We start from the raw sequence: 26,430 nt of genomic DNA on the forward strand, positions 1-26,430 counted from the left end.
CTGCCGCTGGGGCTACCCCCCTCCCCAACCCTCCCCCACAAGGGGGGAGGGAGCGCACCACGCCGGCGGCGATCCGTTAAGTCCCTCATCGCGGCGTTTTGTCCACCAAACGGCCGGGCGCGGCCTTGTGGTGGAATTGCAGGGCGATCAGCAGCGACTTCATCGCGCGCAGCGGCAGCAGCGTCGTCACCAGGATCAGCGGTCCCCATAGTGCGGCATGGACCCAGAACGGCGGCTGATACTTCACCTCGACGATCAGGGCGGCGCCGACCACGATGGCGCCGGCGAGCATCATGATGAAGATCGCCGGACCGTCGCCGGTGTCGATGAAGGCGTAGTCGAGATCGCAGGCTTCGCAACGCTTGCGCAGGTTGAGGAAGCCGTCGAACAGCTTGCCCCGGCCGCAGCGCGGGCAGCGGCAGGCGAGCCCGCGCAGGACGGTCTGGGCCAAAGTGACGGGCGGATGGGTGGTCATGGTGTCTTGCCCCCTGGGCGGCCGGGCGACGCCTCATGGTGATACAACCGGAGGCGACGAGAGCGGATCACATTTCGATCAACCGCCGGGCGCCGCCGCAACGAGAAAGGGCGGCCCGAGGGCCGCCCCTTCTTAGCACGTTCGGCGGAAGCGGTGCGCGCCAGCTTCAGTGCGCGCCGTGGGCCATCGCCTCGGCGCCGTGGCCCCAGACGTAGATGCAGATGAACAGGAACAGCCAGACCACGTCGACGAAGTGCCAGTACCAGGCGGCGAACTCGAAGCCGAGATGCTGCTTGGGCGTGAAGTGGCCGGCATAGGCGCGCGCCAGGCAGACGATCAGGAAGATCGTGCCGACCAGGACGTGGAAGCCGTGGAAGCCGGTCGCCATGAAGAAGGTCGAGCCGTAGATGTGGCCGGCGAACGAGAACGTCGCGTGGCTGTACTCATAGGCCTGCACGCAGGTGAAGGTGGCGCCCAGGAGGATGGTGAGGATCAGGCCGTATTTCAGGCCCTTGCGGTCGCCCTCGAGCAGCGCGTGGTGTGCCCAGGTCACCGTGGTGCCCGAGGTCAGCAGGATCAGCGTATTGAGCAGCGGCAGATGCCAGGGATCGAAGGTCTCGATGCCCTTTGGCGGCCAGACGCCGCCGAACAGGGCGTCGCGGGTGGCCTGCACCTCGAAGTTCGGATACAGCGCGGCATTGAAATAAGCCCAGAACCAGGCGACGAAGAACATCACCTCGGAGGCGATGAACAGGATCATGCCGTAGCGGTGATGGAGCTGCACCACGCGGGTGTGATCGCCCTTGTACTGCGCTTCCTTGATGACGTCGCCCCACCAGCTCGCCATGGTGTAGAGCACGCCGATGGTGCCGATGCCGAACACGACCGGCGCGGCGCCGAACATCTTGTGCATCCAGCCGATCGCGCCGAACGCCATGATGAAGGCCGAGACCGAGCCGACGAACGGCCAGGGGCTCGGGTCGACGAGATGGTAGTCGTGATGCTTGGCGTGCGCCTCAGCCATGTCAGGTCTCTCCCCAGATCGCTGCCGGTCGCGCCGGCACGGTGTCGTTCAACAGCAATGGTCCCCGGATATCGGACGTCCGCGCGGTCACAGGTTGCCCCGCGGTTTGTCCGGCTCGCCCGCGGCGATCGGCTTGGGCTCGGCGTCGCGAACGGGATAGAAGGTGTAGGACAGCGTGATCGTCTTCAGCCCGTCATTCTCGTGATCGGCCGTGATCGCCGGATCGACGTAGAACACGACAGGCATCTCACGGGTCTCGCCCGGGGCCATGGTCTGTTCGGTGAAGCAGAAGCAGTTGATCTTCTGGAAATAGGCGCCCGACGTCAGCGGCGTCACGTTGTAGGCCGCTTGCGCCATGGTGGTGCGCGCCGCCTGGTTGGTGACCTTGTAGTAGACCGTGACCACCTCGCCGATCGCGACCTCGATCTCGGTCTTCTCCGGCTCGAACTTCCACGGCAGCCCGCCGGCGACATTGGCATCGAAACGGATGCCGATCCGGCGCGCCAGCGGCGCCGACGACGGCGCCGCGGTCGCGACCTGCGTGGTGCCGTTGAAGCCGGTGGCGCGGCAGAACCAGTTGTAGAACGGCACGGCGGCATAGGACGCGCCGACCATCAGCACCACGACGGCGCCGCAGATGCCGCCGACCAGCGCATCGCGGCCGAGGCCGCGGCGCGGCGCGGCCGGCGCTGTCGCCGGAACGATCTGGTCGGTTGTCTCCATTGCGGTCTGCTTCGCCCTGTCCTGCATCGCGTCTCTACATCGGCCGATTCAGCACCGCGGGACCCTTCACCATGGTCACCGCGAAGAACAGCACCACCAGCACGCCGAGCGCGAGCGCAATCGCGATCGAGCGGCGACGGCGGCTGCGCAGCTGCGCCTCGGTGAGGACGATGCCCTCTTGCTCGTTCGGATCTGCCATCGTGATCGCCATGTTTTCCAGTCTCGCGCCTCTTACCAGATCAGCGGCGCGATCATGCGCGCGACCGCTTCGAGCCCGAGCGTCGCGAACAGCGCGAACAGGTAAAGGATCGAGAAGGCGAACAGCCTGCGGTTGGCGCGCAGCGAGGTGCTGCGCTCGCGCTTGCGGAACACCTCGATCGCGAGCCATAGCATGCCGGCGCCGAGCGCCAGCGAGACGACGCCGTAGACGGCATCGAAATAGCCGAGCGGCCAGGGCGCCAGCGCGACCGCCACCAGCACGATCGTGTAGAGCAGGATCTGCAGCCGGGTCGCATCGGGGCCGGCGACCACCGGCAGCATCGGCACGCCGGCGCGGGCGTAATCGTCGCTGCGGAACAGCGCCAGCGCCCAGAAATGCGGCGGGGTCCAGAAGAAGATGATCAGGAACAGCCAGAGCGGCTCCGGCGCGATCGATCCGGTGGCCGAAACCCAGGCGACCACCGGCGGCAGGGCGCCGGCGGCGCCGCCAATGACGATGTTCTGCGCGGTCCAGCGCTTCAGCCACAGCGTGTAGATCACGACGTAGAAGAAGATGGTGAAGGCGAGCAGCGCGCCGGCGAACCAGTTGACGAGGATGCCCAGCGTCAGCACCGAGAAGAACGACAGCGTGATGCCGAAGGCGAGGGCCTCCTGGCGGGTGACGCGGCCGCGCGGGATCGGGCGGTTGGCGGTGCGCGACATCAGCGAGTCGATGTCGCCTTCCAGCGCCATGTTCAGCGCCCCGGAGGCCCCGGCCCCGACCGCGATGCACAGCAGCGAGGTGATGGCGAGCACCGGGTGGAAATGGCCCGGAGCGATCAGCAGGCCGATCAACGCCGTAAAGATCACGAGCGACATCACCCTCGGCTTCAGGAGCGCGAGATAATCGCCGACATCGGCCTCGGAAATCCGCGGGCCGACGGCAATGGCGTTCTGATCGATGACCGACACGACGAATCCAGACTTCAATTCACAGGCTTCAATTCAAACGGCTCTGACGCAGGGCGCGCCAGAACCTCGATTCAAGTCTCCATCCGGCAAACCATCGGGCGCACCACCGGCGGATATCGACGCGGCGCCGGATGGGCGCCGCGTCGGAGAGATCGGGCTCACTGCACCTTCGGCAGCACCTCGAACTGGTGGAACGGCGGCGGCGAGGACAGGGTCCATTCCAAGGTCGTCGCGCCCGGTCCCCACGGATTGTTCGCCGCCTGCTGCTTGCGCATGAAGGCGTCGACGACCCCGTAGATGAAGATCAGCACGCCAAAGGCCGAGATGTAGGAGCCGATCGACGACACCAGATTCCAGCCGGCATAGGCATCGGGATAGTCGATGTAGCGGCGCGGCATGCCCGACAGGCCGAGGAAGTGCTGCGGGAAGAACACCAGGTTCACGCCGACGAAGGTGACCCAGAAGTGCGCCTTGGCGATGGTCTCGTTGTACATGTAGCCGAACATCTTCGGGAACCAGTAGTACCAGCCCGCGAAGATGGCGAACACGGCGCCGAGCGACAGCACGTAGTGGAAGTGCGCGACGACGTAATAGGTGTCCTGCAGCACGCGGTCGACGCCGGCATTCGCCAGCACGACGCCGGTGACGCCGCCGACCGTGAACAGGAAGATGAAGCCCACCGCCCACAGCATCGGCGCGCGGAATTCGATCGAGCCGCCCCACATCGTGGCGATCCAGGAGAAGATCTTCACGCCGGTGGGCACCGCGATCACCATGGTGGCGGCGACGAAATAGGCCTGCGTCGCCGAGGACATGCCGACCGTGTACATGTGGTGCGCCCACACCACGAAGCCGATGCCGCCGATCGCGACCATGGCGTAGGCCATGCCGAGATAGCCGAACACGGGCTTGCGCGAGAAGGTCGACACGATCTGGCTGATCATGCCGAAGCCGGGCAGGATCAGGATGTACACTTCCGGATGGCCGAAGAACCAGAACAGATGCTGGAACAGCAGCGGGTCGCCGCCGCCGGCCGGATCGAAGAAGGTGGTGCCGAAATTGCGGTCGGTCAGCATCATGGTGATGGCGCCGGCGAGCACCGGCAGCGACAGCAGCAACAGGAACACCGTCACCAGGATCGACCACACGAACAGCGGCATCTTGTGCAGGGTCATGCCCGGCGCACGCATGTTGAAGATGGTGGTGATGAAGTTGATCGAGCCGAGGATCGACGACGCACCGGCGAGATGCAGCGACAGGATCGCGAAATCCACCGCTGGTCCCGGATGACCTGAGGTCGACAGCGGCACATACATCGTCCAGCCGGCGCCGACGCCGTTGGCGCCGGGCTCGCCCTCGACGAAGGTCGAGGTCAGCAGCAGCGCGAACGAGGCCGGCAGCAGCCAGAACGAGATGTTGTTCATGCGCGGGAACGCCATGTCCGGCGCGCCGATCATCAGCGGCACCATCCAGTTGCCGAAGCCGCCGATCATCGCCGGCATGACCATGAAGAAGATCATGATCAGGCCGTGCGAGGTCACGAACACGTTGTAGGTGTGGTTCTCGTGAAAGAACTGCACGCCCGGATACATCAGCTCGATGCGGATCGCGACCGACATGACGAGGCCGATGATGCCGGCGCACACCGCGAAGATCAGATACATCGTGCCGATGTCTTTGTGGTTGGTCGAATAGATCCAGCGGCGCCATCCGGTCGGATGGTCGTGCGCGTGATCGTCATGGCCGGTCAGGGTCGTCGCGTTCGTCGCCATTGTCCAATCCTCAGTGTCCCCGTAGGCCGCGCGAGGCGGCCCTCAATCCTAAGCGCTCGTCCCCGCGCGCTACTGCGATATGCCCGCAGCCGACGCGTAGGTGCTCGCGGGCGCGCTGGCGTACTTCTTCTTGGCGTCCTCGACCCAGGCGGTGAATTCCTGGTCGCTCACGACGCGCACCGCGATCGGCATGTAGGCGTGGTCCTTGCCGCACAGCTCGGAGCACTGGCCGTAATACATGCCGACCTTGGTCGCCTTGAACCAGGTCTCGTTGAGGCGGCCGGGAATGGCGTCGATCTTGATGCCGAAGGACGGCACGGCGAAGGAGTGGATGACGTCGGCGCCGGTGGTCTGGACGCGAATCACCTTGTTGACCGGCACGACCATCTCATTGTCGACCGCCAGCAGGCGCGGCTTCTTGTCCTGCGCCATCAGCGAGTCGAACTCGAACTTGCCGTTGTCGGGATAGGCGTAGCTCCAGTACCACTGCTTGCCGGTCGCCTTGATCGTGAGGTCCGCCTTCGGCACGTCGAGCTCGAGGAACAAGAGGCGGAACGACGGCACCGCAATGGTGACGAGGATCAGCACCGGGATCAGCGTCCACGCCACTTCGAGCAGCGTGTTGTGCGTGGTCCGCGACGGCACCGGATTGGCGCGCGCGTTGAACTTGACCACCACGGCGATCAGCAGCGCCAGCACGAACAGCGTGATGATGGTGATGATCGTCAGCAGCAGGCCGTGGAACCAGGTGATGTTCTCCATCACCGGTGTCGCAGCCTCCTGCAGCTTGACTTCCCATGGCGCCGGCTGCCCCGTTTCAGCAAACGCCGCTCCACCCGACACGAGCGTCATGCCCGTTACAGCCAACCCCAGCAAGGCGCTCAATTGGCCTTTCGACATCTTCATGCCGTCGCGCTCCCTTCAGAACTTTCCCCCTCAGCGCACCGCCCGCTTCACGCGGCGGCGCGCCGTTCGATCCGCTCTCCTGACAAATGGCCTTCGGGCGGATGCATAGAAAAGCACCTGGGCCAGTTCACTGGAATGACGAAATCTTTCTTCTCAAACCATAATTCTTGATCTATCGCAATGCAGTCTTGCGCCGGATATCGCGCGCCGCGATGTTCGTCGCGACAAGCGTATTTTCCGGGAGATTGCCGCATGCCGTGATTTCGCGGGCAACGGGCGCTTGACAGGCGTGCGGCGCGATGTAGGCAAACGGGACACGGCCGTTTGCGAGGCTGATTCGGCGAGGCGCTGCGGCAGCGCCCACCGGGGTGCGGCCATATTTGGTATCGTTTCGTGCCGTACGCCGGTGACGCTGTCCTCAAGACGCCATCATTGCCGTATCATGGCGTCGGACGCGCAGATCACCCACAGGAAATTGTCATGGCACCGACCCGGATCAGGGTTTCAACGGACAGGACAGCTGACATGCCGACCCCAGCTGCGAATGACTCGCGCCGTTTGTACCGATTCAGCGCGGTGCGTGCGCGACTCACGCATGTCGCCGCAATGACCTCCGCCGCAGCAACGGCGATCGCGCTGATGGCCGCGACGGTGGTCGGCGTGCCGCACGCGGCGTTGGCACAGGGCGCGGTGCGCTCGGTGCATGGCGACTGGCAGATCCGCTGCGACACGCCGCCGGGCGCGCAGAGCGAGCAGTGCGCGCTGATCCAGAGCGTCGTGGCCGAGGACCGCTCCAATGCCGGCCTCACCGTGATCATGCTCAAGACCGCCGACCAGAAGAGCCGGCTGATGCGCGTGGTGGCGCCGCTCGGCGTGCTGCTGCCCTCCGGCCTTGGCCTGAAGCTCGACAACCAGGACGTCGGCCGCGCCGGCTTCGTGCGCTGCCTGCCCAATGGCTGCGTCGCCGAGGTGGTGCTGGAGGACAAGCTGCTCGGCCAGCTCAAGACGGCCAAGACCGCGACCTTCATCATCTTCGAGACGCCGGAGGAAGGGATCGGCTTCCCGCTAAGCCTCAACGGACTCGCCGAAGGCTTCGACAAGCTGCCCTGACGTTGGCCACGATTGACAGGCCCCTCCCGCGCACGATGCCGTGATCGAGCCGTGAGTTCGCGCGTCTGAATGCGCGCGCCGCGCCCTCAGCGCGGGCCGTCGAGCGCCAGCGCCATCACCAGCAGGGTCTTGTCGAACCCGTCATCGCCAGGCTCCCGCGGCTGCACCGCCTTGAGCAGGAATCCGGCCTTCTGGTACAGCCGGATAGCGTTGGTGTTGCTGCGGTAAACCGTGAGCTCGACACGCGAGAAGCCGGCCGCCCGCGCGGCCTCGAGCGCCGCCGCCATCAGTCGCCTGCCGAGGCCCTGGTGCCGGAACTGCGGCATTAGGCCCATGCCGAGCACCCCGATCCGGGCATCGATTGGCCCCGATTTGGGCGTCACATCGCACCAGCCGACGACCTCCCCGGCCGAGAGAGCGACGAATTGCGGATATCCCTCGTGGATGTTGTTCAGAATGAAGGCGCGCGTGGACTCCAGCGGCGGCGCCTGCACGAACGACAAATAGCGCCGCTCGCGCGCGACATGATCGAGCGTGCGGTGGAAGCTCTCGATGTGAGCGGACGTGATGGGAACGATCTCAACCATGTCAGTTCGGTAATCATCCAGCCCCTCGCGCCCCGGCGTCAAAACAACTATCTTGGAATGAACGCTCCGACAACGGATTGAAACATGACTGCTCCCACCACTTCCCTGCTCGAGCGCGCCAATCTGGATCGCGATGCGGTCCGGAGCGAGGTCGCGCGCGGCCTGGCCGGCGCCGATGACGGCGAATTGTTCTTCGAATACAGCCAGACCGAGGCGCTGACCTTCGACAATGGCCGGCTGAAGCAGGCGACCTACGACACCAGCCAGGGCTTCGGCCTGCGCGCGGTGAAGGACGACGCGGTCGGCTATGCCCATTCCTCCGACGTGTCGCTGCCGGCCCTGATGCGCGCCGCCGATGCGGTGAGCGCGGTCAGGGGCGGCTATTCCGGCACGTTCGCGAGCGCACCGCCGCACACCAACGTCCGGCTCTATGGCGACGACAATCCGCTGGACGCCCCGGGCTTCGAAACCAAGGTCAAGCTGCTCGGCGAGATCGACGCGTATCTGCGCGACAAGGATCCGCGCGTGCGCCAGGTGACGGTGAGCCTGGGCGCGACCTGGCAGGTCGTGGAGATCCTGCGGCCCGACGGCGAGAGCTATCGCGACATCCGCCCGCTGGTGCGCGTGAACATCTCCGTCGTCGCCGGCCAGGGTGATCGCCAGGAGAGCGGCGGCAAGGGCTATGGCGGCCGCGAGGCCTATGCGCGCTTCATCGAGACCAAAGCCTGGCGCGAGGCCGCCGACGGCGCGCTACGCGAGGCGCTGGTCAACCTGGAGTCTGTCCCCGCCCCCGCCGGCGAGATGGACGTCGTGTTAGGGGCCGGCTGGCCCGGCGTGATGCTGCACGAGGCCGTCGGCCACGGCCTCGAGGGCGACTTCAACCGCAAGAAGACCTCGGCCTTTGCCGGACTGCTGGGCAAGCCGGTCGCCGCCAAGGGCGTCACCGTGGTCGATGACGGCACCATGGCCTCGCGCCGCGGCTCGCTGTCGATCGACGACGAGGGCACGCCGACCAGCCGTACCTTGCTGATCGAGGACGGCATTCTCGTCGGCTACATGCAGGACCGCCAGAACGCGCGGCTGATGAACATGGCGCCGACCGGCAACGGCCGCCGCCAGGGCTACGCACATGTGCCGATGCCGCGCATGACCAACACCTACATGCTGGCCGGCGAGCACGACCCGGCCGAGATCATCGCCTCGGTCAAGAACGGCATCTATGCCGTCAATTTCGGCGGCGGCCAGGTCGACATCACCTCGGGCAAATACGTCTTCCAGTGCACCGAGGCCTACAGGATCGAGAACGGCAAGGTCGGTGCGCCGGTGAAGGGCGCGATGCTGATCGGCAACGGCCCGACGGATTTGAACCGCATCAGCATGATCGGCAACGATCTGTCGCTCGATACCGGCATCGGCACCTGCGGCAAGAACGGCCAGGGCGTGCCGGTCGGCGTCGGTCAGCCGACGCTTCGCATGGATCGCATCACCGTTGGAGGCACGGGCCGATGAGCCTCGACAAGATGTCCACGAGCAAGATCGGAACCAAGGCCGTGCGTAAGGAAACCACTTGGGGCGGTCAGCTTGCGCAACTCGCCGCCGTGGTGATGGTGGTGTTCGTCGCCAAGGGCGCGATCGCCGAGCCGTTCTACGTGCCGTCCGGCTCGATGGAGCCGACCCTGATGATCGGCGACGCCCTGCTGGCGTCGAAATTCCCCTATGGGTACGGCACCTCGTCGCTGCCGATGCAGATCACGCTGCCCGAGACCGGCCGCCTGTTCGGCGAAACGCCGAAGCGGGGCGACGTCGTCGTGTTCCGCTGGCCCGGCGACACCTCACAGGCCTGGGTCAAGCGCGTCGTCGGCCTGCCCGGCGACCGCATCCAGATGCGCCAGGGCCAGCTCTACATCAACGGCCAGGCAGCCGCGCTGAAGCCGGACGGCATCGGCGATGCCGAGGACGACACCGGCCGCAACGAGCCGGCCTATCGTTACGTCGAGACGCTGCCGAACGGCGTGTCGCATTTGATCTTCAAGATGCGCGACAACGGCCGGCTCGACAACACCCCGGAGGTGACCGTTCCGCCCGGCAAGCTGTTCGTGCTCGGCGATAACCGCGACAACTCCGCCGACAGCCGCGTTGCCTTGCGCGACGGCGGCGTTGGCCTGCTGCCGATCGACAACCTCGTGGGCCGCGCCGATGCCGTGGTCGGCTCCTGGGACCTCGGCTTCAAGAACCAGCCGGTCTGGGCCTGGCTGTCGGGCTTCCGGCTGGATCGCTTCTTCACCGCGGTGCGCTGAGCGGATCGCGGCCGTGACCTTCGACGATGTCAGGGCGCTTGCGCTGACATGGCCGGAGGTCGAGGACGGCACGTCCTACGGGACGCCCGCGCTGAAGGTGCGCAAGAAGATGCTGGCGCGGCTGAAGGAGGACGGGGACAGCCTCGTCCTGCCCGGCGTACTGCTGGATGAACGCGCGATGCTGGTCGAGACGCGCCCAAAGCTGTTCTATTTCACCGATCACTACCGCGACTATCCGATCGTGTTGCTGCGCCTGTCGAAGGCGAAGCGCGCCGACGCAGAGCCGCTGTTGCGCCGGCAGTGGCGGGCCCTGGCGTCAAGGAGAGCCGTAGCCGTGTTCGATCGCGGCTGAAACGGGCTGCACGCCGTTCTCCATCTCGTGTATTGAACGTGCCGACGGCACCCATGTTCTGATGCCTTCGACCATCATGACCAAAGACGATTTCATCGCAGCCGCGCTGCGCAACCCCGTCAACACCGCGATCATGCGCGTGCTGCGTGAAACGGCCGTGCCCGATGCCTGGGTCGTCGCCGGCTGCCTGACTCAGAGCGTCTGGAACGTGCGGACCGGCCGTCCGATCGATCACGGCATCAACGACTACGACATCTTCTATTTCGATCCGGATACGTCGTGGGATGCTGAGGACGCCGTCATCCGGCGCATCACATCCTGCCTCCATGACATCGAAGCCAAGGTGGAGGTGCGCAACCAGGCCCGCGTCCATCTCTGGTATCCCGCCAAGCACGGTCGTCCCTACTCCGCCGTGTCGCGATCAACCGATGGAATCGACCGGTTTCTCACCGTCAACACGCAGGTCGGGCTCCGCCCCGTCGCCGATGGATATGAGCTCTATGCGCCCAAGGGCCTCGGTGACATCGCGCAGATGATCGTGCGGCCGAACCACACGGCCAATTTCTCGGCGACGAACTACATCGCCAAGGCGGAACGTTGGAAGGCACTGTGGCCTGAGATCACCGTGATCGTCGCGGAAGACTAACATTGTTGGACCAACACGTGAAACGACAGGGACGCAGGCATCTTCGTTTGCCGTCCCATAGCCGGCCCGCAAAATAGCGGCCCTCGTCGCCCCGCGCTATCGCACCACGCCTGACGTGAACCCCGCGCGGCGCCGCGGCGGCTTGATCTCCTTCTTCAGGAAGCAATGCGCCTCCTTGCCGGCATAGCCGGGCCGCGAGAAGGTCCAGGCCCGGCATTTGTTGTCGCCGGTGCAGGCGGCCTTGCAGATCTCCTCGGCGTCGGCGGCCTTCTCTTCCTTCTTGTCCGCCGCCTTGTCACCGCTGCTCTTGTCGCCCTTGTCGGCGGCCTTCTCGGCCTTGTCGCCGCCCTTCAGATCGGTGGTCTTGATGTCGAAGCTGCGGTAGTCGCCGCCGGGACGGTCGATCGACGTCTCGACCGCATCGTTGCGGATCTCGACGACGCCCGCGCCACGCACGCCGGAAACGCAGCAATTGTCCGGCACGCGCGCCGGCACGCTGTTCTTGAGCCAGCACACCGCACCCGCTTCCATCACGGTCGGATAGTTGAAGCTCCAGGCGCGGCACCGCCGGTCGTGCTCGCACAGCAGCGCGCAATCGGCCGGGTCGCCGGAGGTGATCGGCGCGCTCATATAGTCGCCGCCGGGGCGATCGGAATAGGTCTGGGCTGAAGCCGGCGTCAGGCACACAGCCGCGAACAGGCACGCCAGTGCCCTCAGCCATGCCCCGATGAAGCGCCCCACGCGCCGCCGCTGAACCATCCGACCCATTGTTAATGTTCGAGTTTTCTTGCGAGTTTTTAGGCAGTCATTTGATCGCCACGAACCTGTATGGCGGATGAACGGCTCGGACCGGTGGGAGCAGCGGAAGGCAACGCAGCGGCGCCCAGGCGCTGAATCGAACCTGGGACACAAATCGCAACAAAAAACAGCGGACCCAAGCCGCCAGCCGCCTCAACGTGGAGCAGGCGGCGCAGCGAACCTGCGACGGTCGCAGGCTCAGCCGTTCCGATCAGAACGCATATTCGTCGTAGGCCGGCTCGACCGAGCCACCCCACGGGCCGTCGAACTTCTCCAGCATCTCCTCGGCCGGCGAGCGGCCAGAATCGATGATCTGGTCGAGCGGCTCGAGATAGCGGCTCTCGTCGCGGCCGAGGTGGTCGATGCGGCCGCGCCGGCGCAGGCCGAGATGCGCCAGGGTGAGGCATTCCTTGGCGATCTCGAACACGTAGCGATTGCGAATACGCGCCTTGAAGCCGAGGCGCGGCACGTCGTCGCGCAGGTTCTGGCGCTCGAACGCGGTCCAGGTCTTGACCAGGTCCCAGGCCGCGTCGAGGCTGACGTCGTCGTAGAGCAGGCCGACCCAGAACGCCGGCAGCGCCGGCAGCCGGCCCCACGGCACACCGTCGGCACCGCGCATTTCCAGATAGCGCTTCAGGCGCACCTCCGGGAAGATCGTCGAGAGGTGATTGGCCCAATCCGACAGCGTCGGACGCTCGCCCGGCATCGCCGGGTTCTTGCCTTCGAAGAAGTCGCGGAACGAGGTGCCGGAGACGTCGATATAGGTCTCCTCGCGTTTCACGAAATACATGGGAACATCGAGCGCGTAGTCGACCCAGCGCTCGAAGCCCATGCCATCCTCGAACGCCCACGGGATCATGCCCGAGCGCTGATTGTCAGTGTCGCGCCAGATCTCGGAGCGGAACGACAGGAAGCCGTTCGGCTTGCCTTCGGTGAATGGCGAATTGGCGAACAGCGCGGTCGCGATCGGCTGCAGCGCCACCGAGACCCTGAGCTTCTTGACCATGTCGGCTTCGGAGGAGAAGTCGAGATTGGTCTGAACGGTGCAGGTCCGGTACATCATGTCGAGGCCGTAACGGCCGACCTTCGGCATGTAGCTGGTCATGATCTTGTAGCGGCCCTTGGGCATCACCGGAATTTCGGCGCGCGACCAGGACGGCGTCATGCCCAAGCCGAGAAAGCCGATGCCGAGCGGAGTTGCGATCTCGCGTACCTGCGCCAGATGCGCCATCAGCTCCGCATGCGTCTGGTGCACGGTCTCGACCGGCGCGCCCGACAGCTCGAACTGGCCGCCGGGCTCCAGCGAGATGGCGCCCCCGCCGGTGACATCATAGAGCCCGATGATGTTGCCGCGCTCCATGATCGGCTCCCAGCCGAGCAGGAGCTTCATGCCTTCGAGCAGCGCGCCGATGCCGCGCGCACCCTCGTAAGGGACCGGGCGGTGACCGTCGAGCGTGAACGGCGTCTTCTCGTGCTCGGTCCCGATGCGGAAGGCGGACGGCGGCTTCACGCCGGCCGCGAGCCACGCCACCAGCTCGTCGCGCGACTGCAGCGGGGTCATATCGATCTGGTCACGCGCCATGGGAGTCTCGGTTCAGAAGCGCTTCGAGGGTCGCGCGTGGTGACAGGAAAGGCCGCGGCCCCCAGGGGGCCGCGGATGTGAATGGGAACGGATGCTTCATCGGGTCGCCGCGCCCTCTCCAGCCGCCAACGGAGCGGCCTGACCACAGGAGCAGCCAAGCCGATCCAGCAGCATGCAAAGCTTGGCGGCGTCGGTATCCGACAGCTTGGAGCCGACATGCTTCTCGATCGCGGCGGAATAGGCCGACCACATCCGCTTCTGCAGTTCGCGTCCGGCCTCGGTGATCTCGACGAACTGGCCGCGCTTGTCCATCTTGCATTCGCGCCGGACGACCAGACCTTCTTCGACCAGCCGGTCGATCAGCCGGGAAGTGGAATATTGCGGGATCAGCATCTGCCGCTCGAGCTCGACCGGACGCAGCTCGCCCGCGGGCGCCCGGGACAGCTCCAGCAGCGCATCATACCAGGCGAGCGGCGGAAAACCGGCCTTCTTCAGCTCCTGCTCGACGCAGTCCAGCACCCGGCTCTGGACCCGCATCAGGCGGATCCAGGCGGCGGTCGCCTCGGTCGATGGTTTGCGTTTCATGGGCCGGCTCGTATCCTTCAGGTCCTCGTTCTAGCGCATTCGATGCACCTGCATCAATCTTGACTATTCCATGCAAGTGCATGTAAGGGCGGGTGTGACGCCGCGATCGGTTCCAACCACGACGATGGTCTCACGGAGGGAATACCCAATGAAGCTTTATTATTCACCCGGCGCCTGCTCGCTCTCGCCCCACATCGCCCTGCTCGAGGCCGGCCTGCCCTACGATCTCGTCAAGGTCGATCTGCGCGCCAAGACCCTGGAAAATGGCGACGATTACCTCAAGGTCAATCCGAAGGGCCAGGTGCCGGCGCTCGGGTTGCCGAGCGGCGAGATCGTGACCGAAGGCCCGGTCATCGTCCAGATGATCGCCGACCGGGCGGCGACCAAGAACCTCGCCCCGGCGCGCGACAGCGGCGAGCGCTACAAGCTCTTGGAGTGGCTGAACTTCATCACCTCGGAGCTGCACAAGAATTTCGGCCCGATGTTCTCGCCGGTGCTCGCCGACGACGCCAAGGCGTTCTTCAAGGACCGCGTGATGGGCAAGTTCAAATATATCGACGGCCAGCTTGCCGGCCACGACTATCTGATGGGCCAGCAGTTCACGGTCGCCGACGGCTATCTGTTCACCATCCTGACCTGGGCGGACCGGATGAAGTTCGACCTGTCGGCGATGCCGAATCTGGTGGCCTACAAGAACCGCGTCGCCGCGCGGCCGAAGGTGCAGGAGGCGCTGACCAAGGAAGGGCTGATGAAGGCGGGGTGAGCGAGATCTTGAAAGAACTCGCCGTTGCTTCTCGGGCGGTCTGTTCTCTCCCCCCTTGTGGGGGAGAGATAGAGAGGGGGGTAGCCACAAGCGCTGGTGGCTGCGGCTACCCCCCTCCCTAACCCTCCCCCACAAGGGGGGAGGGAATGGACAGCAAACGCGGCTCGCTTCCGCCTAGCATTCCGGTCTCAAGCCGCCGCCTTCTTCGGCGGGAAGCGGCCGTAGAAGGTTTCGCCCTTGGCGGCCATCTCTTCCAGCAGCTTCGGCGGGGCGAAGCGCGAGCCGTACTTCGCCGTGAACTTGTGGCACAGCTCGACGAACTTCTTCGTCCCCATGAAGTCGATGTAGGACAGCGTGCCGCCGGTGAACGGCGCGAAGCCGAAACCGAGGATGGAGCCGACATCGGCCTCGCGCACGTCGGTGATGACGTGGTCCTCGACGGTGCGCGCAGCCTCCACCGCCTGCACCACCAGGAAGCGCTGCTTCAGCTCCTCGACGTCTAGCGTGTCGGGATCGAGATGCTTGGGCTGCAGCTTGGCGAGATCCGGCCACAGGCTCTTCTGACCCTTGCCCTTCTCGGGATAGTCGTAAAAGCCTTTGGCGTTCTTGCGGCCGAAGCGACCCTGCTTCTCGACCAGCTCGACCATCAGCTTCTTGTGGTCCTGGTTGATCGCGTTGGGCCCGAGATCATGCTCGGTCGCCTTCATGATCTTGAGGCCGAGATCGAGCGCGACCTCGTCCGACAGCGACAGCGGGCCAACCGGCATGCCGGCCATCTTGGCCGCGTTCTCGATCATCGCCGGCGGCACGCCTTCGAGGAACATCTCGTTGCCCTCGGCGATGTAGCGCATCACGCAGCGGTTGGCGAAGAAGCCGCGGGAGTCGTTGACCACGATGGGCGTCTTGCCGATGGTGCGGACATAGTCGAGCGCGGTCGCCAGCGCGACGTCGCCGGTGGCCTTGCCCATGATGATCTCGACCAGCATCATCTTCTCGACCGGCGAGAAGAAGTGAATGCCGATGAAGCGGCCCTGGTCCTTGAACTCCTCGGCCAGCGAGGTGATCGGCAAGGTCGAGGTGTTGGAGGCGAAGATCGCGCCGTCCTTCAGATGCTGCTGCGCCTTGGCGTAGGTCTCGGCCTTGACCTTGCGGTCCTCGAAAACGGCCTCGATGACCAGGTCACAATCCTTCAGCGCGGCGTAGTCCGCGGTCGCGGTGATGCGGCCCATGATCGCCTCGGCCTCGCCCGGCTTGGCACGGCCCTTCTTGACCAGGCCATCGACCACGCTCTGCGCATGCGCCTTGCCCTTGTCGGCGCTCTCCTGGTCGCGGTCGATCAGCACGACCTCGAGCCCGCCGCGCGCCGAGACGTAGCCGACGGATGCGCCCATGAAGCCGGCGCCGATCACGGCGATCTTCTTCAGCTTGCTTGGCGGCACGTCGACCGGGCGGCGCGCGCCCTTGTTCAATTCCTGCATCGAAAGGAACAGGCTGCGGATCATCGCCGCGGCTTCCTTGGAGCGCAGGATGTGGGCGAAGTAGCGCGACTCGACGCGCAGCGCGGCGTCGATCGGCAACTGCAGGCCCTCATAGACGCAGCTCATGATGGCACGCGCGGCCGGATAGTTGTCGTAGGTCTCGCGGCGGTAGATGGCGTTGCCGGCCGGGAACATCATCATGCCGTTCTTCGAGAACACCGGGCCGCCGGGCAGCTTGAAGCCCTTCTCGTCCCACGGTGCGACGGCCTTGCCGCCGGCCTTGATCCAGTCCTTGGCGGCCTTGATCAGATCCGCCGCCGGAACGATGGCGTCGACCAGCTTCAAGGCCTTGGCCTTGTCGAGCGTCAGCGCCTCGCCCTTCAACAGCAGGTTCATCGCGTCCTGCGGCTGCACGATGCGCGGCACGCGCTGGGTGCCGCCGGCGCCGGGGAACAGGCCGACCTTGATCTCGGGCAGGCCGAGACGGGTCTTCGGGTTCTCGGCCGCGACGCGGTGATGGCAGGCCAAGGTCAGCTCGAAGCCGCCGCCGAGCGCGAGGCCGTTGATCGCGGCGACCCACGGCTTGCCGGAGGTCTCCATCGCCCGGTAGATCTGCGAGAAGCGCCGGCTGTTGTCGAACAGCATCTGGTTGGCGGCTTCCTCGCCCTTGCCCTTCAGCACCTCGACATAGGAGCGGTTCATGCCCTCGAGCATGGACAGGTCGGCGCCGGCGCAGAACGCCTCCTTGGCCGAGGTGATGACGACGCCCTTGATGGCGGCGTCAGCAGTGGTCTCCTTGACGATGGTCTCGAGTTCGATCGCCGAGGTCTCGTCCAGCACGTTCATCGAACGTCCCGGGATGTCCCAGGTGATCAGCGCAATGCCGTCGGCATCGGTTTCGAGCTTGAAGTTCTTGAAGGCCATGTGGTGCTCCCTCGTGCCTGCAGCCGGTCGGCGCGGCGTTGTCCTGAAATCGTAGGGTGGGCAAAGGCGCCCTTGCGCCGTGCCCACCGACGGTGTCGATGACGAAAGACGGTGGGCACGCTTCGCTTTGCCCACCCTACGTCTTGAGATCGATCACACCCGCTCGATGATGGTCGCGGTGCCCATGCCGCCACCGATGCACAGCGTGACCAGGGCGGTGGCCTTGCCGGTACGCTCGAGCTCGTCGAGCACGGTGCCCAGGATCATCGCGCCAGTGGCGCCGAGCGGATGGCCGAGCGCGATGGCGCCGCCATTGACGTTGATCCTGTCCTTGTCGATCTCGAACGCCTGCATGTAGCGCAGCACGACCGAGGCGAACGCCTCGTTGAGCTCGAACAGGTCGATGTCCGAGGTCTTCATGCCGGAGCGCTCGAACAGCTTCTCGGTGACGTCGACCGGGCCGGTCAGCATCATCGCCGGCTCCGAGCCGATATTGGCGAAGGCGCGGATTTTCGCGCGCGGCTTCATGCCATACTTCGCCCCGGCCTCCTTGCTGCCGAGCAGCACCGCACCGGCGCCGTCGACGATGCCCGAGGAGTTGCCGGCGTGATGCACGTAGTTGACGCGCTCGATCTCCGGATGCGACTGGATCGCCACCGCATCGAAGCCGCCCATCTGCGCCATCGCCGCGAATGACGGCTGCAGCTGCGCCAGCGACTGCATCGTCGTCGACGGGCGCATGTGCTCGTCCTTGGCGAGGATGGTCAGGCCGTTGATGTCCTTGACCGGAACGACAGACTTGTCGAAGCGGCCTTCCTCCCAGGACTTCGCCGCGCGCTGCTGGCTCTGCACCGCGTAGGCGTCGACATCGTCGCGCGAGAAGCCGTACTTGGTCGCGATCAGATCGGCGGAGACACCCTGAGGCATGAAGTAGGCCGGCACCGCCATCGACGGGTCCATCGGCCAGGCGCCGCCGGAGGCGCCGATGCCGACGCGGCTCATCGACTCCGCGCCGCCGCCGATGACCAGCTCATGCTGGCCGCTCATGATCTGCGCGGCGGCGAAATTCACGGCGTCGAGGCCGGAGGCGCAGAAGCGGCTGATCTGAATGCCCGGGACGGCGTCGCCGAGACCCGCATTCAGCGCGGCGAAACGCGCGATGTCCGAGCCGGCCTCGCCGACCGGATCGACCACGCCGAGCACGACGTCATCGACCGCGTCCTCGGGAATGTTGTTGCGGTCCTTGAGCGCCTTCAAAGGCACCGTGGCGAGCGCGAGCGCGGTCACCTCATGCAGGCTGCCATCGGATTTGCCGCGGCCGCGGGGGGTACGCACGTGGTCGTAGATAAAGGCCTCAGGCATCACGCCCTCCTCATCTGATCGGATTCGTTGTTGTTGGTGTTCGACGGTAGCCGGCGCGCGAGCGGCGCACCGGCCCCCGCCGCAGCATCAGAAGGCTTCCGCCGGCAGCTCCATCACGGTCGCACAGCCGGCCTGCAGGCGGGCGAGATGCGCGGCCGTCTCAGGGATCACGCGCTCCATGAAGAAGCGGCCCGTGACCAGCTTCGTGGTCAGATAGGGCGAACTGTCGCCGGCCGCAATCTTGTCCTGCGCGACCTTGGCCATCTTCGCCCACATGTAGCCGAAGGTGACCAGCGCGAAGAGATGCATGTAGTCCGTCGCGGCGGCGCCGGCATTGTCCGGCTTGGTCATCGCGTTCTGCATCAGCCAGGTCGTGGCCTGCTGCAGATGGCCGAGCGCGGTCGACAACGGAGCGACGAACGGCTTCATCGCATCATTGCCGCCCTGCTCCTTGGCGAACGAGCCGACCTCGGCGAAGAACGCCATCACGGCGCGGCCGCCGTCGCGCGGCAGCTTGCGGCCGACGAGATCCAGCGCCTGGATGCCGTTGGCGCCTTCGTAGATCATCGCGATGCGGGCATCGCGCACGAACTGCTCCATGCCGTGCTCGGCGATGTAGCCGTGACCGCCATACATCTGCTGCGCCTGAACGGCGTTGGCGAAGCCCATGTCGGTCATGTAGCCCTTCATGACCGGGGTCATCAGGCCCATGTGATCGTCGGCCGCCTGACGGTCCTTCGGGTCAGCTGAGCGGTGCGCGACGTCGCTCTTCAGCGAGGTCCACACCACCATGGCGCGCGCGGCCTCGTTGAAGGCGCGGATCGACAGCAGGGTGCGGCGCACGTCGGGATGCACGATGATCGGATCGGCCGCCTTGTCCGGCGCCTTGGCACCGGTCAGCGAACGTCCCTGGATGCGCTCGCGCGCATAGGCGACCGCGTTCTGATAGGCGACCTCGGACTGCGCGAGCCCCTGCACGGCAACGCCGAGCCGGGCCTCGTTCATCATCACGAACATGCCCTGCATGCCCTTGTTCTCTTCGCCGATCAGCCAGCCGGTGGCGTTGTCGTAGTTCATCACACAGGTCGAGTTGCCGTGGATGCCCATCTTGTGCTCAATCGAGCCGCAGGTGACGCCGTTGCGCGCGCCTACTGTGCCGTCCGGGTTGACCATGAATTTCGGCACCACGAACAGCGACACGCCCTTGATGCCGGCCGGTGCACCTTCGATGCGGGCAAGCACGAGGTGGATGATGTTGTCCGCGAGGTCATGCTCGCCGGCCGAGATGAAGATCTTGGTACCGGAAATCTTGAAGCTGCCGTCGGGCTGACGCACCGCCTTGGTGCGCAAGAGACCGAGATCGGTGCCGCAATGCGGCTCGGTGAGGTTCATGGTGCCGGTCCACTCGCCCGCCACCATCTTCGGCACGTAGGTCTTCTTCTGCTCCTCATTGCCATGCACGATCAGCGCGGCGGTGGCGCCCATGGTGAGGCCGCCATACATCGAGAACGCCATGTTGGCAGAGCACTGGAATTCGTTGACGGTCTGGCTCAATGTCACCGGCAGACCCTGCCCGCCATATTCGGTCGGCGCCGACAGGCCGAGCCAGCCGCCCTCGACGATCTGCTTGTAGGCCTCCTTGAAGCCCTTCGGCGTGGTCACGCTGCCGTCGTCATGGCGCTTGCAGCCTTCGAGATCGCCCACGCGATTCAGGGGGTGCAGCACCTCTTCGGCGAGCTTGGCGGCCTCGCCGAGGATCGCCTCGCGGACGTCGGCCGAGGCATCGGAGAAGCCCGGCAGATTGTCGTAGCGGTCGATCTGGAACACGTCGTTGAGCAGGAAGGTGACATCTTCCACGGGGGCTTTGTAGATCGGCATCGGCGTCTCCGGCAGGAAGGCTGAAGTTTCAGACTGAAATTGTGCGGACGCGGCAGGCAATGCTGGCCGCGGACTGTAGCGACTTCTAAGAGCTTGCGGCAGCCATTCGTTTGCGGCTGTCGGTCACATCACGACGGCTTGCTCATCGCGGCCAGCTGTTCGCCCATCAGGCGGTGCAGCAGGTTGATGGCCTTGAGCGGGCGCACCATCACCTTGAAGTGAGTAATCCGACCGGCGTCATCGAAAGTGATGATGTCGACGCCGTTGAGCCTGATCCCTTCGATCTCGTTCTCGAATTCGAGCACGGCGCCCGTGGCGTTACGCCACTCCCCGACATATTTGAATCCGGGACCGCCTAAGACTTTCTCAGCACTCGCGAGATATTTGAAGGTGATGTCGCGGCCGCGCTGCGGCGTATGCACGACGGGACTCTCGAACACGGCGTCGGGGTGCAGCAGCTCCCGCAGCGCGCCGAGATCGTGAGACCTCATATAGCCGTACCATCCATCGAGGCCGGTCATTGTCATTGGGCGTCTCCTCGGGGCGGAACAGGCCAGCACCACAACCACCCCATATGCACATTGACGCATATGCGCCAGTGTGCATAATGTCAAGCGTGGAGCGGGGCAGAACACGATCAGAAAAACGGGAGCAGTTTCCGGCCATGGCCCTCGGCGACGCCATCCTCGCCTGCCTCACCGAACATCCGATGACGGGCTACGAGCTCGCCAAGACGTTCGATTCCTCGATCGGCTTCTTCTGGAAGACGGACCACCAGCAGATCTACCGCGAGCTGTCGCGGCTGCGCGACCGCGGCTACATCCAGGGTCGCGAGGTGGTGCAGACCGGCAAGCCCAACAAGCTGGTCTACACATTGACCGCGGAGGGCCGCGCGGCGTTTCGCAGCTGGGCGGCGCGGCCGAGCACGCCGGCCTCGACGAAGGACGATCTTCTCGTCCGGCTCTATGCACTGGGCGCCGCCGACATCGGGCCGATCCGGGCCGACCTGATGGCGCGGCTCGAGCATCATCGCGACCGCGCCGAGCGCTACGATCGCATCCTCAAGAAGCATTATGCGGACGGCAACGTGGCCCCGGCCGATATGGGCAAGCTCCTCAACCTGCGTCTCGGCCTGCGCCACGAACGCATGGTGGCCGAATGGTGCGAGGAAGCGATCACCGCGCTCTCGACGATATCCGGCGCCAGCAGCGCACGATCGCTCGATCCATCATCGCGTGAAAATGCCGGCTGATACCCGCCGTTCGATAGGGCAAAACTTCTGACCGCGCCGGCGGTAAACTTAACGCGTTATTTACCGTAAAAGTCAAAAGTCGGGACCTGGAGCAGACGATCTGCGCGGACCCGTTCATGTTCATGTCCGGGACGCGTGGAGAGGCTGGAGGCGCTTGGTGGAGCGCTGGAAGCGGAACCGGACGAGACATGAATTCGCGCGTACCGTGGAGTAATGAAGGCATCGACCCGTCCGTCCGTGAAAGGGCCGAGGCCGCGGCGCAACGCGCCGGCATGACGCTGAACGACTGGATCAACTCCACGCTCGGCGCATCTACCCCGCCCGACTTCCGTGGCAGCCACGCGCCGCGCAGCACGCCGACCGCCAGCCGCGATGCCCGCGAGGTGACCGACATCCACCAGCGGCTCGACTCCATCGCACGGCAGATCGAGCAGATGTCGCGCCCCGTCGCGCGCAAGGATGCGCCACGCGACGAGCAGGGCGTCGCGCGTCAGCTGAACGATGCGATCTCGCGGCTCGACGCCCGCCTGTCACAGATCTCGACGCCGCTGCGCAAGCCGGACACCGAAGACCGCTATCGTGGTCCTGACGGCGTCGAGCGCGCCGCCGCACAGCTCTACCGGCCCGCCCAGCCGCTCAGCGCGGGTTCGTTCGACGTGGCCGTCGCCGAGATCAGCGCCCGCCAGAGCGAGCTCGACAATGCGCGCCCGCTGCCGCCGCACCAGGCGCCGCCGACCGCGCCTGCCATGGCATCCGCAGCAGCGCCGCTGATGACCCCGATCAGCGCGCCGCTGACGCCGCCGCAACCGGCAGCCCCCACGCCCGATTTCTCGCTGCTCGAACGCCATCTGCTGAAGATCACGAGCCAGATCGAGGCGCTGCATCGCCCCGAGGACGGCATCGAGCAGTCGATCGCCGGATTCCGCAACGAGCTCTCCGAGATCCGTCACGCCATCACCGAGGCGATGCCGCGCCGGGCGATCGAGTCGATCGAGAACGAGATCCGCTCGCTGTCGCGCCGCATCGACGAGAACCGCAACACCGGCGTCGACGGCCAGGCACTGGCCGGGATCGAGCGCGCGCTGACCGACATCCGCGAGGTCGTCGGCTCGCTGAAGCCTGCCGAGCAGCTCGCCGTCTATGACGAGGCGATCCGCAATCTCGGCGCCAAGCTCGACCTGATCCTGCGCGCCAATGACGACCCCGGCACCGTGCAGCAGCTCGAAAGCGCCATCGCGGCGCTGCGTGCGATCGTCGCCAATGTCGCCTCCAACGACGCCCTGGAACGGCTGTCGGACGATCTTCGGCAGCTGTCGTCGAAGGTCGACCAAGTCACGCAGGCGCGCGACAATCACGAGTCGTTCCATGATTCCTTTGCGGCGCTCGAACAGCGCATCGCCGCGCTGACCTCGACGCTGGAGAGCCGCGAGCCGCCGCCGGCAGCGCGCGACAACACCGCCCAGATCGAGGACGCGCTGCGCGGCCTGTCCGACCGCATCGACCGCCTGCAGGTCGGCAACGACGGCTCATCGGCGATCACCCATCTCGAACAGCGGATCAGCTATCTGCTGGAGCGGCTCGAGGCCGCCAACGACCCGCGCGGCGGCAACATGACCCGCGTCGAGGACGGCCTGCAGGACATCCTGCGCTATCTCGAACGGCAGCAGGCGACATTCGCAGCGCTGGCGGAGAGCCGGTCGCAGCGCGAAACGTCGCAGGACGGCGGCCTGATCGACATGGTCAAGCGCGAGCTGTCCGACATCCGCTTCAGCCAGACCGAGACCGACCGCAACACCCAGGACTCGCTCGAGGCCGTCCACAACACGCTGGGGCACGTCGTCGACCGCCTCGCCATGATCGAAGGCGACCTGCGCAATGTGCGCGCCACCGCGGGCCCGCCGGCCGCGCTGCCGCCGCTGGCACCGCCAATCGAGTCGCCGATGCCGGCTGCACGCGCGCCGGCGCCCCAGGCCCATGCCGAGCCGGCCAGGCCAGAGCCTGCCTACCGGCCGGAGCTGCCCAATCCGGCGGCCGAGCAGCCAGCGGGACAGATTGTCGCTCCGGCCGCGGGTCAACAGGCGTTCGCGGCCGCCTCGCGCGACTTCCACGCCGCTCAGGCGCCGGCGGCTGCCATGCCGCCGCCGATTCCGCCGAAAGCGATCGCCGACATCCTGGAGCCGCACGCGGCACAGGCGCCCCGCGCGACCGTCATCGTCCCCGAGCTGCCACCGGATCATCCGCTCGAACCGGGCACCCGTCCCCCTGGCCGGACCGCATCGCCCGCGGAGCGGATCGCCGCGTCCGAGGATGCCCTGAGTGAGCTTCCCGCCGGCAAGCGGGAGCCGGTGTCGACGTCGAGCTTTATCGCGGCTGCGCGCCGCGCGGCGCAGGCCGCGGCGGCCGCACAGCCCGCTGACGCCAAGAAGGCGAAGAAGGACAAGCCGAAGGAGAAGGCCAAGGAGCCGCCCAAGGACGTCGTCAAGGAAGTCGCCAGCGACGTCGCCAAGCCCAAGGCCAAACCCAAGGACAAGCCGACGTTCGCTCTCACAGCTGAGGGTGACGAGGAGGTCTCGACCATCGGGTCGAAGATCCGTTCGCTGCTGGTCGGTGCCAGCGTCGTGGTGATCGTGCTCGGCACCTTCAAATTTGCGATGTCGCTGCTCGACAGCGGCAGCACGCCGCCGCCGATCTCGCCGATGGAAACCCAGGGCGAGGCGCCGCGGGCGCAAATGCCGTCGGCCTCGCCGGGCCTGTCGCCGCGGCCGACGACGCCCGACCAGAGCGTGCCGTCGTTGACGTCGCCGACGCCGATCGACCGTCAGTCCTACAACCGGGCCATGCCGAGCGAAGCGGAGACGATCGCGATGCTCGCGATCCCGCAGGACGTCGAAAAGCCGGCCACGGTACCCGCCGCCGTCCCCACTGATGTCACCGGCACGATCCCAACCGCCGCCAACGGCCAGAAGCTCGGTCTGGTGCAGGTGCCCGCCTCCGAGAAGCTGCCTGATGCCATCGGCGGACTGGCGCTGCGCAACGCCGCTCTGAAGGGCGATCCGACCGCCGCCTACGAGGTCGGCGTGCGCTTTGCCGAGGGCAAGGGTGTCGCGGCGAACTATGAGGAAGCCGCGAAGTGGTATGACCGCGCGGCGCAGGCGGGGCTGATCCCGGCGGTCTTCCGTCTCGGCACCTTCTACGAGAAGGGTCTCGGCGTGAAGAAGGACGCCGACATCGCCCGCCGCTACTACGTCGTCGCCGCCGAGCGCGGCAGCGCCAAGGCGATGCACAATCTCGCCGTGCTGGATGCCGACGGCGGCGGCAAGGGCGCGAACTACAAGAGCGCCTCGCAATGGTTCCGCAAGGCCGCCGAGCGCGGCGTCGCCGACAGCCAGTTCAACCTCGGCATTCTCTATGCCCGTGGCATCGGCGTCGAACAGAACCTCGCCGAGTCCTACAAATGGTTCACCCTGGCCGCAGCGCAGGGTGACGTCGATGCCGGGCGCAAGCGCGACGATGTCGCCAAGCGGCTCGATGTCCAGTCGCTCGCCGCGGCCAAGCTCGCGATCCAGACCTTCACGGTCGAACCGCAGCCCGACGACGCCGTGAATGTGCCGGCACCCGCCGGCGGCTGGGATGGCACGCAGGCGATCGCCAAGGCAGCCGCGGCCAAGGCGGCGCTGGCGAAGCGCGCGGCTGCGACGGCGCTGCGCTGACGAGGGCATTTCTCTGGGCAGGCTGACGAGCGCTCGCGCGCGGCCTGCAAAATCCTCCCGGCTTGCGATCGCGCCGCCATAGTGTCGCGCGGTCGATCGATATAGGTTGTCGCGGCGGATCATCACGAACGCCGCGAGGGAGCATCGACGCGTGTCAGCGGGGAACGAACAAGACGACGGCGCGCGCTTCCTGCAGTCGCCGACGGGCCCCCGCGTGCCGCCGCGGACCACGGCGAACGTCGCCCCCGCTCCGCCTCCTCGCCAACCAATCCAGCAAGTGACCGACGGCTATCCTGCGGCGTTCAGATGGCGTCGGCTGGCTTCCGTCATTTTCTTCGTTGCAATCCTACTCGGCGGGGGCATTCGCGCCTACCGCGACCTGTCGCGACCCGACGCCTGGTCGTTCTGGAAGGATCAGTACATCTCGCCGAGTCTGTCGGCGGCGCTGGTCGCCGACCCCGTGCTTGCCGGGCTGGGCGACAGGCGCGCCGTGCTCGCCGTCAGCGGCCACATCGGACCCGCGGCGGCCGGCTGGCTGCGCGAGCGGATCAGCGAGGCCCATCTCAAGCCGGGCGACGTGATCCTGCTGTCCTCGCCCGGCGGCAACCTCGACCAGGGAGTGCTGATGGGCGAGATCATCCGCGCTCACGGACTCGCCACCGCCGTCGGCGCGGCCGACAATTCCGGCCGCATCCGTCCGGGCTTCTGCGCCAGCGCCTGCGTGTTCGCCTTTGCCGGCGGGCAGACCCGCTATGGCCTCGATGGCTCGGCGCTCGGCGTGCACCGCTTCACGTCGGAGGCCCGTGGCGCCGACGCGGTCGCCGACACCCAGCGCGTGACCGGCGCCATCCTCGGCTATATGACACGCATGGGCGTATCGTCGCAGGTCATCGAGGCGATGTCGCAGACCCGCGAGATCCGCTGGCTCGATCCGAGCGATGCCGAGGCCATGAGGCTGGTGACCGCGCCGCTCAAGGCCCTTTGACGGAGCGCCCAGACCCCCACGCTCGGCGCCGGTGGATGACACTTTGGGCGG

General features: G+C 66.2%; 24 protein-coding genes. 9 read left to right on the top strand and 15 right to left on the bottom strand.

Going from position 1 to position 26,430, the window contains the following annotated elements; genetic code table 11:
- Positions 1–85: 85 nt before the first annotated feature.
- The 7 genes from QW868_RS22030 to coxB form a co-directional block, all read right to left on the bottom strand.
- The gene (locus QW868_RS22030; protein ID WP_315735883.1) at positions 86–475 is read right to left on the bottom strand and encodes a DUF983 domain-containing protein; all 390 of its coding nucleotides are present in this window, start codon (positions 473–475) and stop codon (positions 86–88) included.
- Positions 476–641: 166 nt separating this feature from the next.
- Positions 642–1,499 (bottom strand): cytochrome c oxidase subunit 3, encoded by an 858-nt coding sequence (locus tag QW868_RS22035; RefSeq protein WP_315757594.1) that lies wholly within the window; start codon positions 1,497–1,499, stop codon positions 642–644.
- A gap of 87 nt (positions 1,500–1,586) precedes the next feature.
- Positions 1,587–2,222: a cytochrome c oxidase assembly protein gene (locus QW868_RS22040; protein WP_315735879.1), complete on the bottom strand. Its 636-nt coding sequence runs from the start codon at positions 2,220–2,222 to the stop codon at positions 1,587–1,589.
- 34 nt (positions 2,223–2,256) lie between these two features.
- Positions 2,257–2,433 (bottom strand): CoxF protein, encoded by a 177-nt coding sequence (locus tag QW868_RS22045; protein WP_315735877.1) that lies wholly within the window; start codon positions 2,431–2,433, stop codon positions 2,257–2,259.
- A gap of 20 nt (positions 2,434–2,453) precedes the next feature.
- The gene (locus QW868_RS22050; RefSeq protein ID WP_315778353.1) at positions 2,454–3,392 is read right to left on the bottom strand and encodes a heme o synthase; all 939 of its coding nucleotides are present in this window, start codon (positions 3,390–3,392) and stop codon (positions 2,454–2,456) included.
- Between the two features lie 158 nt (positions 3,393–3,550).
- Positions 3,551–5,164 carry a cytochrome c oxidase subunit I gene (ctaD, locus tag QW868_RS22055; RefSeq protein WP_315735873.1) on the bottom strand — a complete coding sequence of 538 codons (1,614 nt, stop codon included), beginning with the start codon at positions 5,162–5,164 and terminating at the stop codon, positions 3,551–3,553.
- A gap of 69 nt (positions 5,165–5,233) precedes the next feature.
- Entirely contained in the window at positions 5,234–6,070 is an 837-nt protein-coding gene (gene coxB / locus QW868_RS22060; protein ID WP_315784764.1) for a cytochrome c oxidase subunit II, read from the bottom strand.
- A gap of 480 nt (positions 6,071–6,550) precedes the next feature.
- Between coxB and QW868_RS22065 the strand changes: the two genes are divergently transcribed.
- Complete coding sequence (locus QW868_RS22065; protein WP_315735869.1) at positions 6,551–7,180, top strand: invasion associated locus B family protein; 630 nt, start codon at positions 6,551–6,553, stop codon at positions 7,178–7,180.
- Between the two features lie 86 nt (positions 7,181–7,266).
- Here QW868_RS22065 and QW868_RS22070 read toward each other — a convergent pair whose 3' ends face one another.
- Positions 7,267–7,767 carry a GNAT family N-acetyltransferase gene (locus QW868_RS22070; RefSeq protein WP_315735867.1) on the bottom strand — a complete coding sequence of 167 codons (501 nt, stop codon included), beginning with the start codon at positions 7,765–7,767 and terminating at the stop codon, positions 7,267–7,269.
- An 84-nt stretch (positions 7,768–7,851) separates the two neighbouring features.
- Between QW868_RS22070 and tldD the strand changes: the two genes are divergently transcribed.
- The 4 genes from tldD to QW868_RS22090 all read left to right on the top strand — a co-directional run bounded on the left by tldD (position 7,852) and on the right by QW868_RS22090 (position 11,062).
- Positions 7,852–9,276, top strand: a complete 1,425-nt coding sequence (tldD, locus tag QW868_RS22075) for a metalloprotease TldD (protein WP_315735865.1) — start codon at positions 7,852–7,854, stop codon at positions 9,274–9,276.
- Positions 9,273–10,064, top strand: coding sequence for a signal peptidase I (gene lepB / locus QW868_RS22080; protein ID WP_315757600.1), 792 nt, complete (start codon positions 9,273–9,275; stop codon positions 10,062–10,064). Before tldD ends, lepB begins: the two co-directional genes overlap by 4 nt.
- Positions 10,065–10,077: 13 nt before the next feature.
- Positions 10,078–10,416 carry an MmcQ/YjbR family DNA-binding protein gene (locus QW868_RS22085; RefSeq protein WP_315778356.1) on the top strand — a complete coding sequence of 113 codons (339 nt, stop codon included), beginning with the start codon at positions 10,078–10,080 and terminating at the stop codon, positions 10,414–10,416.
- Positions 10,417–10,492: 76 nt separating this feature from the next.
- Positions 10,493–11,062 carry a nucleotidyltransferase family protein gene (locus QW868_RS22090; protein ID WP_315735859.1) on the top strand — a complete coding sequence of 190 codons (570 nt, stop codon included), beginning with the start codon at positions 10,493–10,495 and terminating at the stop codon, positions 11,060–11,062.
- Positions 11,063–11,158: 96 nt separating this feature from the next.
- Here QW868_RS22090 and QW868_RS22095 read toward each other — a convergent pair whose 3' ends face one another.
- From QW868_RS22095 to QW868_RS22105, 3 genes are all read right to left on the bottom strand, one after another.
- Positions 11,159–11,821 (bottom strand): PAN domain-containing protein, encoded by a 663-nt coding sequence (locus QW868_RS22095; RefSeq protein WP_315784842.1) that lies wholly within the window; start codon positions 11,819–11,821, stop codon positions 11,159–11,161.
- Positions 11,822–12,071: 250 nt separating this feature from the next.
- Positions 12,072–13,442 (bottom strand): glutamate--cysteine ligase, encoded by a 1,371-nt coding sequence (locus tag QW868_RS22100; protein WP_315778358.1) that lies wholly within the window; start codon positions 13,440–13,442, stop codon positions 12,072–12,074.
- Between the two features lie 96 nt (positions 13,443–13,538).
- Complete coding sequence (locus tag QW868_RS22105; RefSeq protein ID WP_315735855.1) at positions 13,539–14,027, bottom strand: helix-turn-helix domain-containing protein; 489 nt, start codon at positions 14,025–14,027, stop codon at positions 13,539–13,541.
- A gap of 148 nt (positions 14,028–14,175) precedes the next feature.
- On the opposite strand from QW868_RS22105, the gene gstA reads away from it, so the two are divergent.
- Positions 14,176–14,790, top strand: a complete 615-nt coding sequence (gstA, locus tag QW868_RS22110; protein WP_316231504.1) for a glutathione transferase GstA — start codon at positions 14,176–14,178, stop codon at positions 14,788–14,790.
- 188 nt (positions 14,791–14,978) lie between these two features.
- On the opposite strand, the gene QW868_RS22115 is transcribed toward gstA, so the two are convergent.
- The 4 genes from QW868_RS22115 to QW868_RS22130 form a co-directional block, all read right to left on the bottom strand.
- Complete coding sequence (locus QW868_RS22115; protein WP_316231505.1) at positions 14,979–17,192, bottom strand: 3-hydroxyacyl-CoA dehydrogenase NAD-binding domain-containing protein; 2,214 nt, start codon at positions 17,190–17,192, stop codon at positions 14,979–14,981.
- A 153-nt stretch (positions 17,193–17,345) separates the two neighbouring features.
- Positions 17,346–18,554 carry an acetyl-CoA C-acetyltransferase gene (locus QW868_RS22120; RefSeq protein WP_315757606.1) on the bottom strand — a complete coding sequence of 403 codons (1,209 nt, stop codon included), beginning with the start codon at positions 18,552–18,554 and terminating at the stop codon, positions 17,346–17,348.
- Between the two features lie 87 nt (positions 18,555–18,641).
- A complete protein-coding gene (locus QW868_RS22125; RefSeq protein ID WP_316231506.1) occupies positions 18,642–20,432 on the bottom strand; it encodes an acyl-CoA dehydrogenase C-terminal domain-containing protein in 1,791 nt (596 codons plus the stop codon).
- 128 nt (positions 20,433–20,560) lie between these two features.
- Complete coding sequence (locus tag QW868_RS22130) at positions 20,561–20,959, bottom strand: nuclear transport factor 2 family protein (RefSeq protein WP_316231507.1); 399 nt, start codon at positions 20,957–20,959, stop codon at positions 20,561–20,563.
- 137 nt (positions 20,960–21,096) lie between these two features.
- Here QW868_RS22130 and QW868_RS22135 point away from each other — a divergent pair, with 137 nt between their 5' ends.
- The 3 genes from QW868_RS22135 (at position 21,097) to QW868_RS22145 (ending at position 26,379) form a co-directional block, all read left to right on the top strand.
- Positions 21,097–21,684: a PadR family transcriptional regulator gene (locus tag QW868_RS22135; protein ID WP_315757610.1), complete on the top strand. Its 588-nt coding sequence runs from the start codon at positions 21,097–21,099 to the stop codon at positions 21,682–21,684.
- A 188-nt stretch (positions 21,685–21,872) separates the two neighbouring features.
- Complete coding sequence (locus QW868_RS22140) at positions 21,873–25,394, top strand: hypothetical protein (protein ID WP_316231508.1); 3,522 nt, start codon at positions 21,873–21,875, stop codon at positions 25,392–25,394.
- Positions 25,395–25,545: 151 nt separating this feature from the next.
- Positions 25,546–26,379 (top strand): hypothetical protein, encoded by an 834-nt coding sequence (locus tag QW868_RS22145; RefSeq protein WP_316231509.1) that lies wholly within the window; start codon positions 25,546–25,548, stop codon positions 26,377–26,379.
- Positions 26,380–26,430: the final 51 nt, after the last annotated feature.

It is taken from the genome of Bradyrhizobium sp. SZCCHNR1051 (genome assembly GCF_032489615.1).
Taxonomy (GTDB): domain Bacteria; phylum Pseudomonadota; class Alphaproteobacteria; order Rhizobiales; family Xanthobacteraceae; genus Bradyrhizobium.

Coding starts and splice junctions, on each gene's coding strand:
- QW868_RS22130 (WP_316231507.1), bottom strand. CDS start 20,959: ATGACAATGACCGGCCTCGATGGATGGTACGGCTATATGAGGTCTCAC.
- QW868_RS22135 (WP_315757610.1), top strand. CDS start 21,097: ATGGCCCTCGGCGACGCCATCCTCGCCTGCCTCACCGAACATCCGATG.
- ctaD (WP_315735873.1), bottom strand. CDS start 5,164: ATGGCGACGAACGCGACGACCCTGACCGGCCATGACGATCACGCGCAC.
- QW868_RS22030 (WP_315735883.1), bottom strand. CDS start 475: ATGACCACCCATCCGCCCGTCACTTTGGCCCAGACCGTCCTGCGCGGG.
- QW868_RS22070 (WP_315735867.1), bottom strand. CDS start 7,767: ATGGTTGAGATCGTTCCCATCACGTCCGCTCACATCGAGAGCTTCCAC.
- QW868_RS22120 (WP_315757606.1), bottom strand. CDS start 18,554: ATGCCTGAGGCCTTTATCTACGACCACGTGCGTACCCCCCGCGGCCGC.
- lepB (WP_315757600.1), top strand. CDS start 9,273: ATGAGCCTCGACAAGATGTCCACGAGCAAGATCGGAACCAAGGCCGTG.
- tldD (WP_315735865.1), top strand. CDS start 7,852: ATGACTGCTCCCACCACTTCCCTGCTCGAGCGCGCCAATCTGGATCGC.
- QW868_RS22115 (WP_316231505.1), bottom strand. CDS start 17,192: ATGGCCTTCAAGAACTTCAAGCTCGAAACCGATGCCGACGGCATTGCG.
- QW868_RS22045 (WP_315735877.1), bottom strand. CDS start 2,433: ATGGCGATCACGATGGCAGATCCGAACGAGCAAGAGGGCATCGTCCTC.
- QW868_RS22105 (WP_315735855.1), bottom strand. CDS start 14,027: ATGAAACGCAAACCATCGACCGAGGCGACCGCCGCCTGGATCCGCCTG.
- QW868_RS22065 (WP_315735869.1), top strand. CDS start 6,551: ATGGCACCGACCCGGATCAGGGTTTCAACGGACAGGACAGCTGACATG.
- QW868_RS22035 (WP_315757594.1), bottom strand. CDS start 1,499: ATGGCTGAGGCGCACGCCAAGCATCACGACTACCATCTCGTCGACCCG.
- QW868_RS22140 (WP_316231508.1), top strand. CDS start 21,873: ATGAATTCGCGCGTACCGTGGAGTAATGAAGGCATCGACCCGTCCGTC.
- QW868_RS22040 (WP_315735879.1), bottom strand. CDS start 2,222: ATGGAGACAACCGACCAGATCGTTCCGGCGACAGCGCCGGCCGCGCCG.
- QW868_RS22095 (WP_315784842.1), bottom strand. CDS start 11,821: ATGGTTCAGCGGCGGCGCGTGGGGCGCTTCATCGGGGCATGGCTGAGG.
- QW868_RS22100 (WP_315778358.1), bottom strand. CDS start 13,442: ATGGCGCGTGACCAGATCGATATGACCCCGCTGCAGTCGCGCGACGAG.
- gstA (WP_316231504.1), top strand. CDS start 14,176: ATGAAGCTTTATTATTCACCCGGCGCCTGCTCGCTCTCGCCCCACATC.
- QW868_RS22090 (WP_315735859.1), top strand. CDS start 10,493: ATGACCAAAGACGATTTCATCGCAGCCGCGCTGCGCAACCCCGTCAAC.
- QW868_RS22125 (WP_316231506.1), bottom strand. CDS start 20,432: ATGCCGATCTACAAAGCCCCCGTGGAAGATGTCACCTTCCTGCTCAAC.
- coxB (WP_315784764.1), bottom strand. CDS start 6,070: ATGAAGATGTCGAAAGGCCAATTGAGCGCCTTGCTGGGGTTGGCTGTA.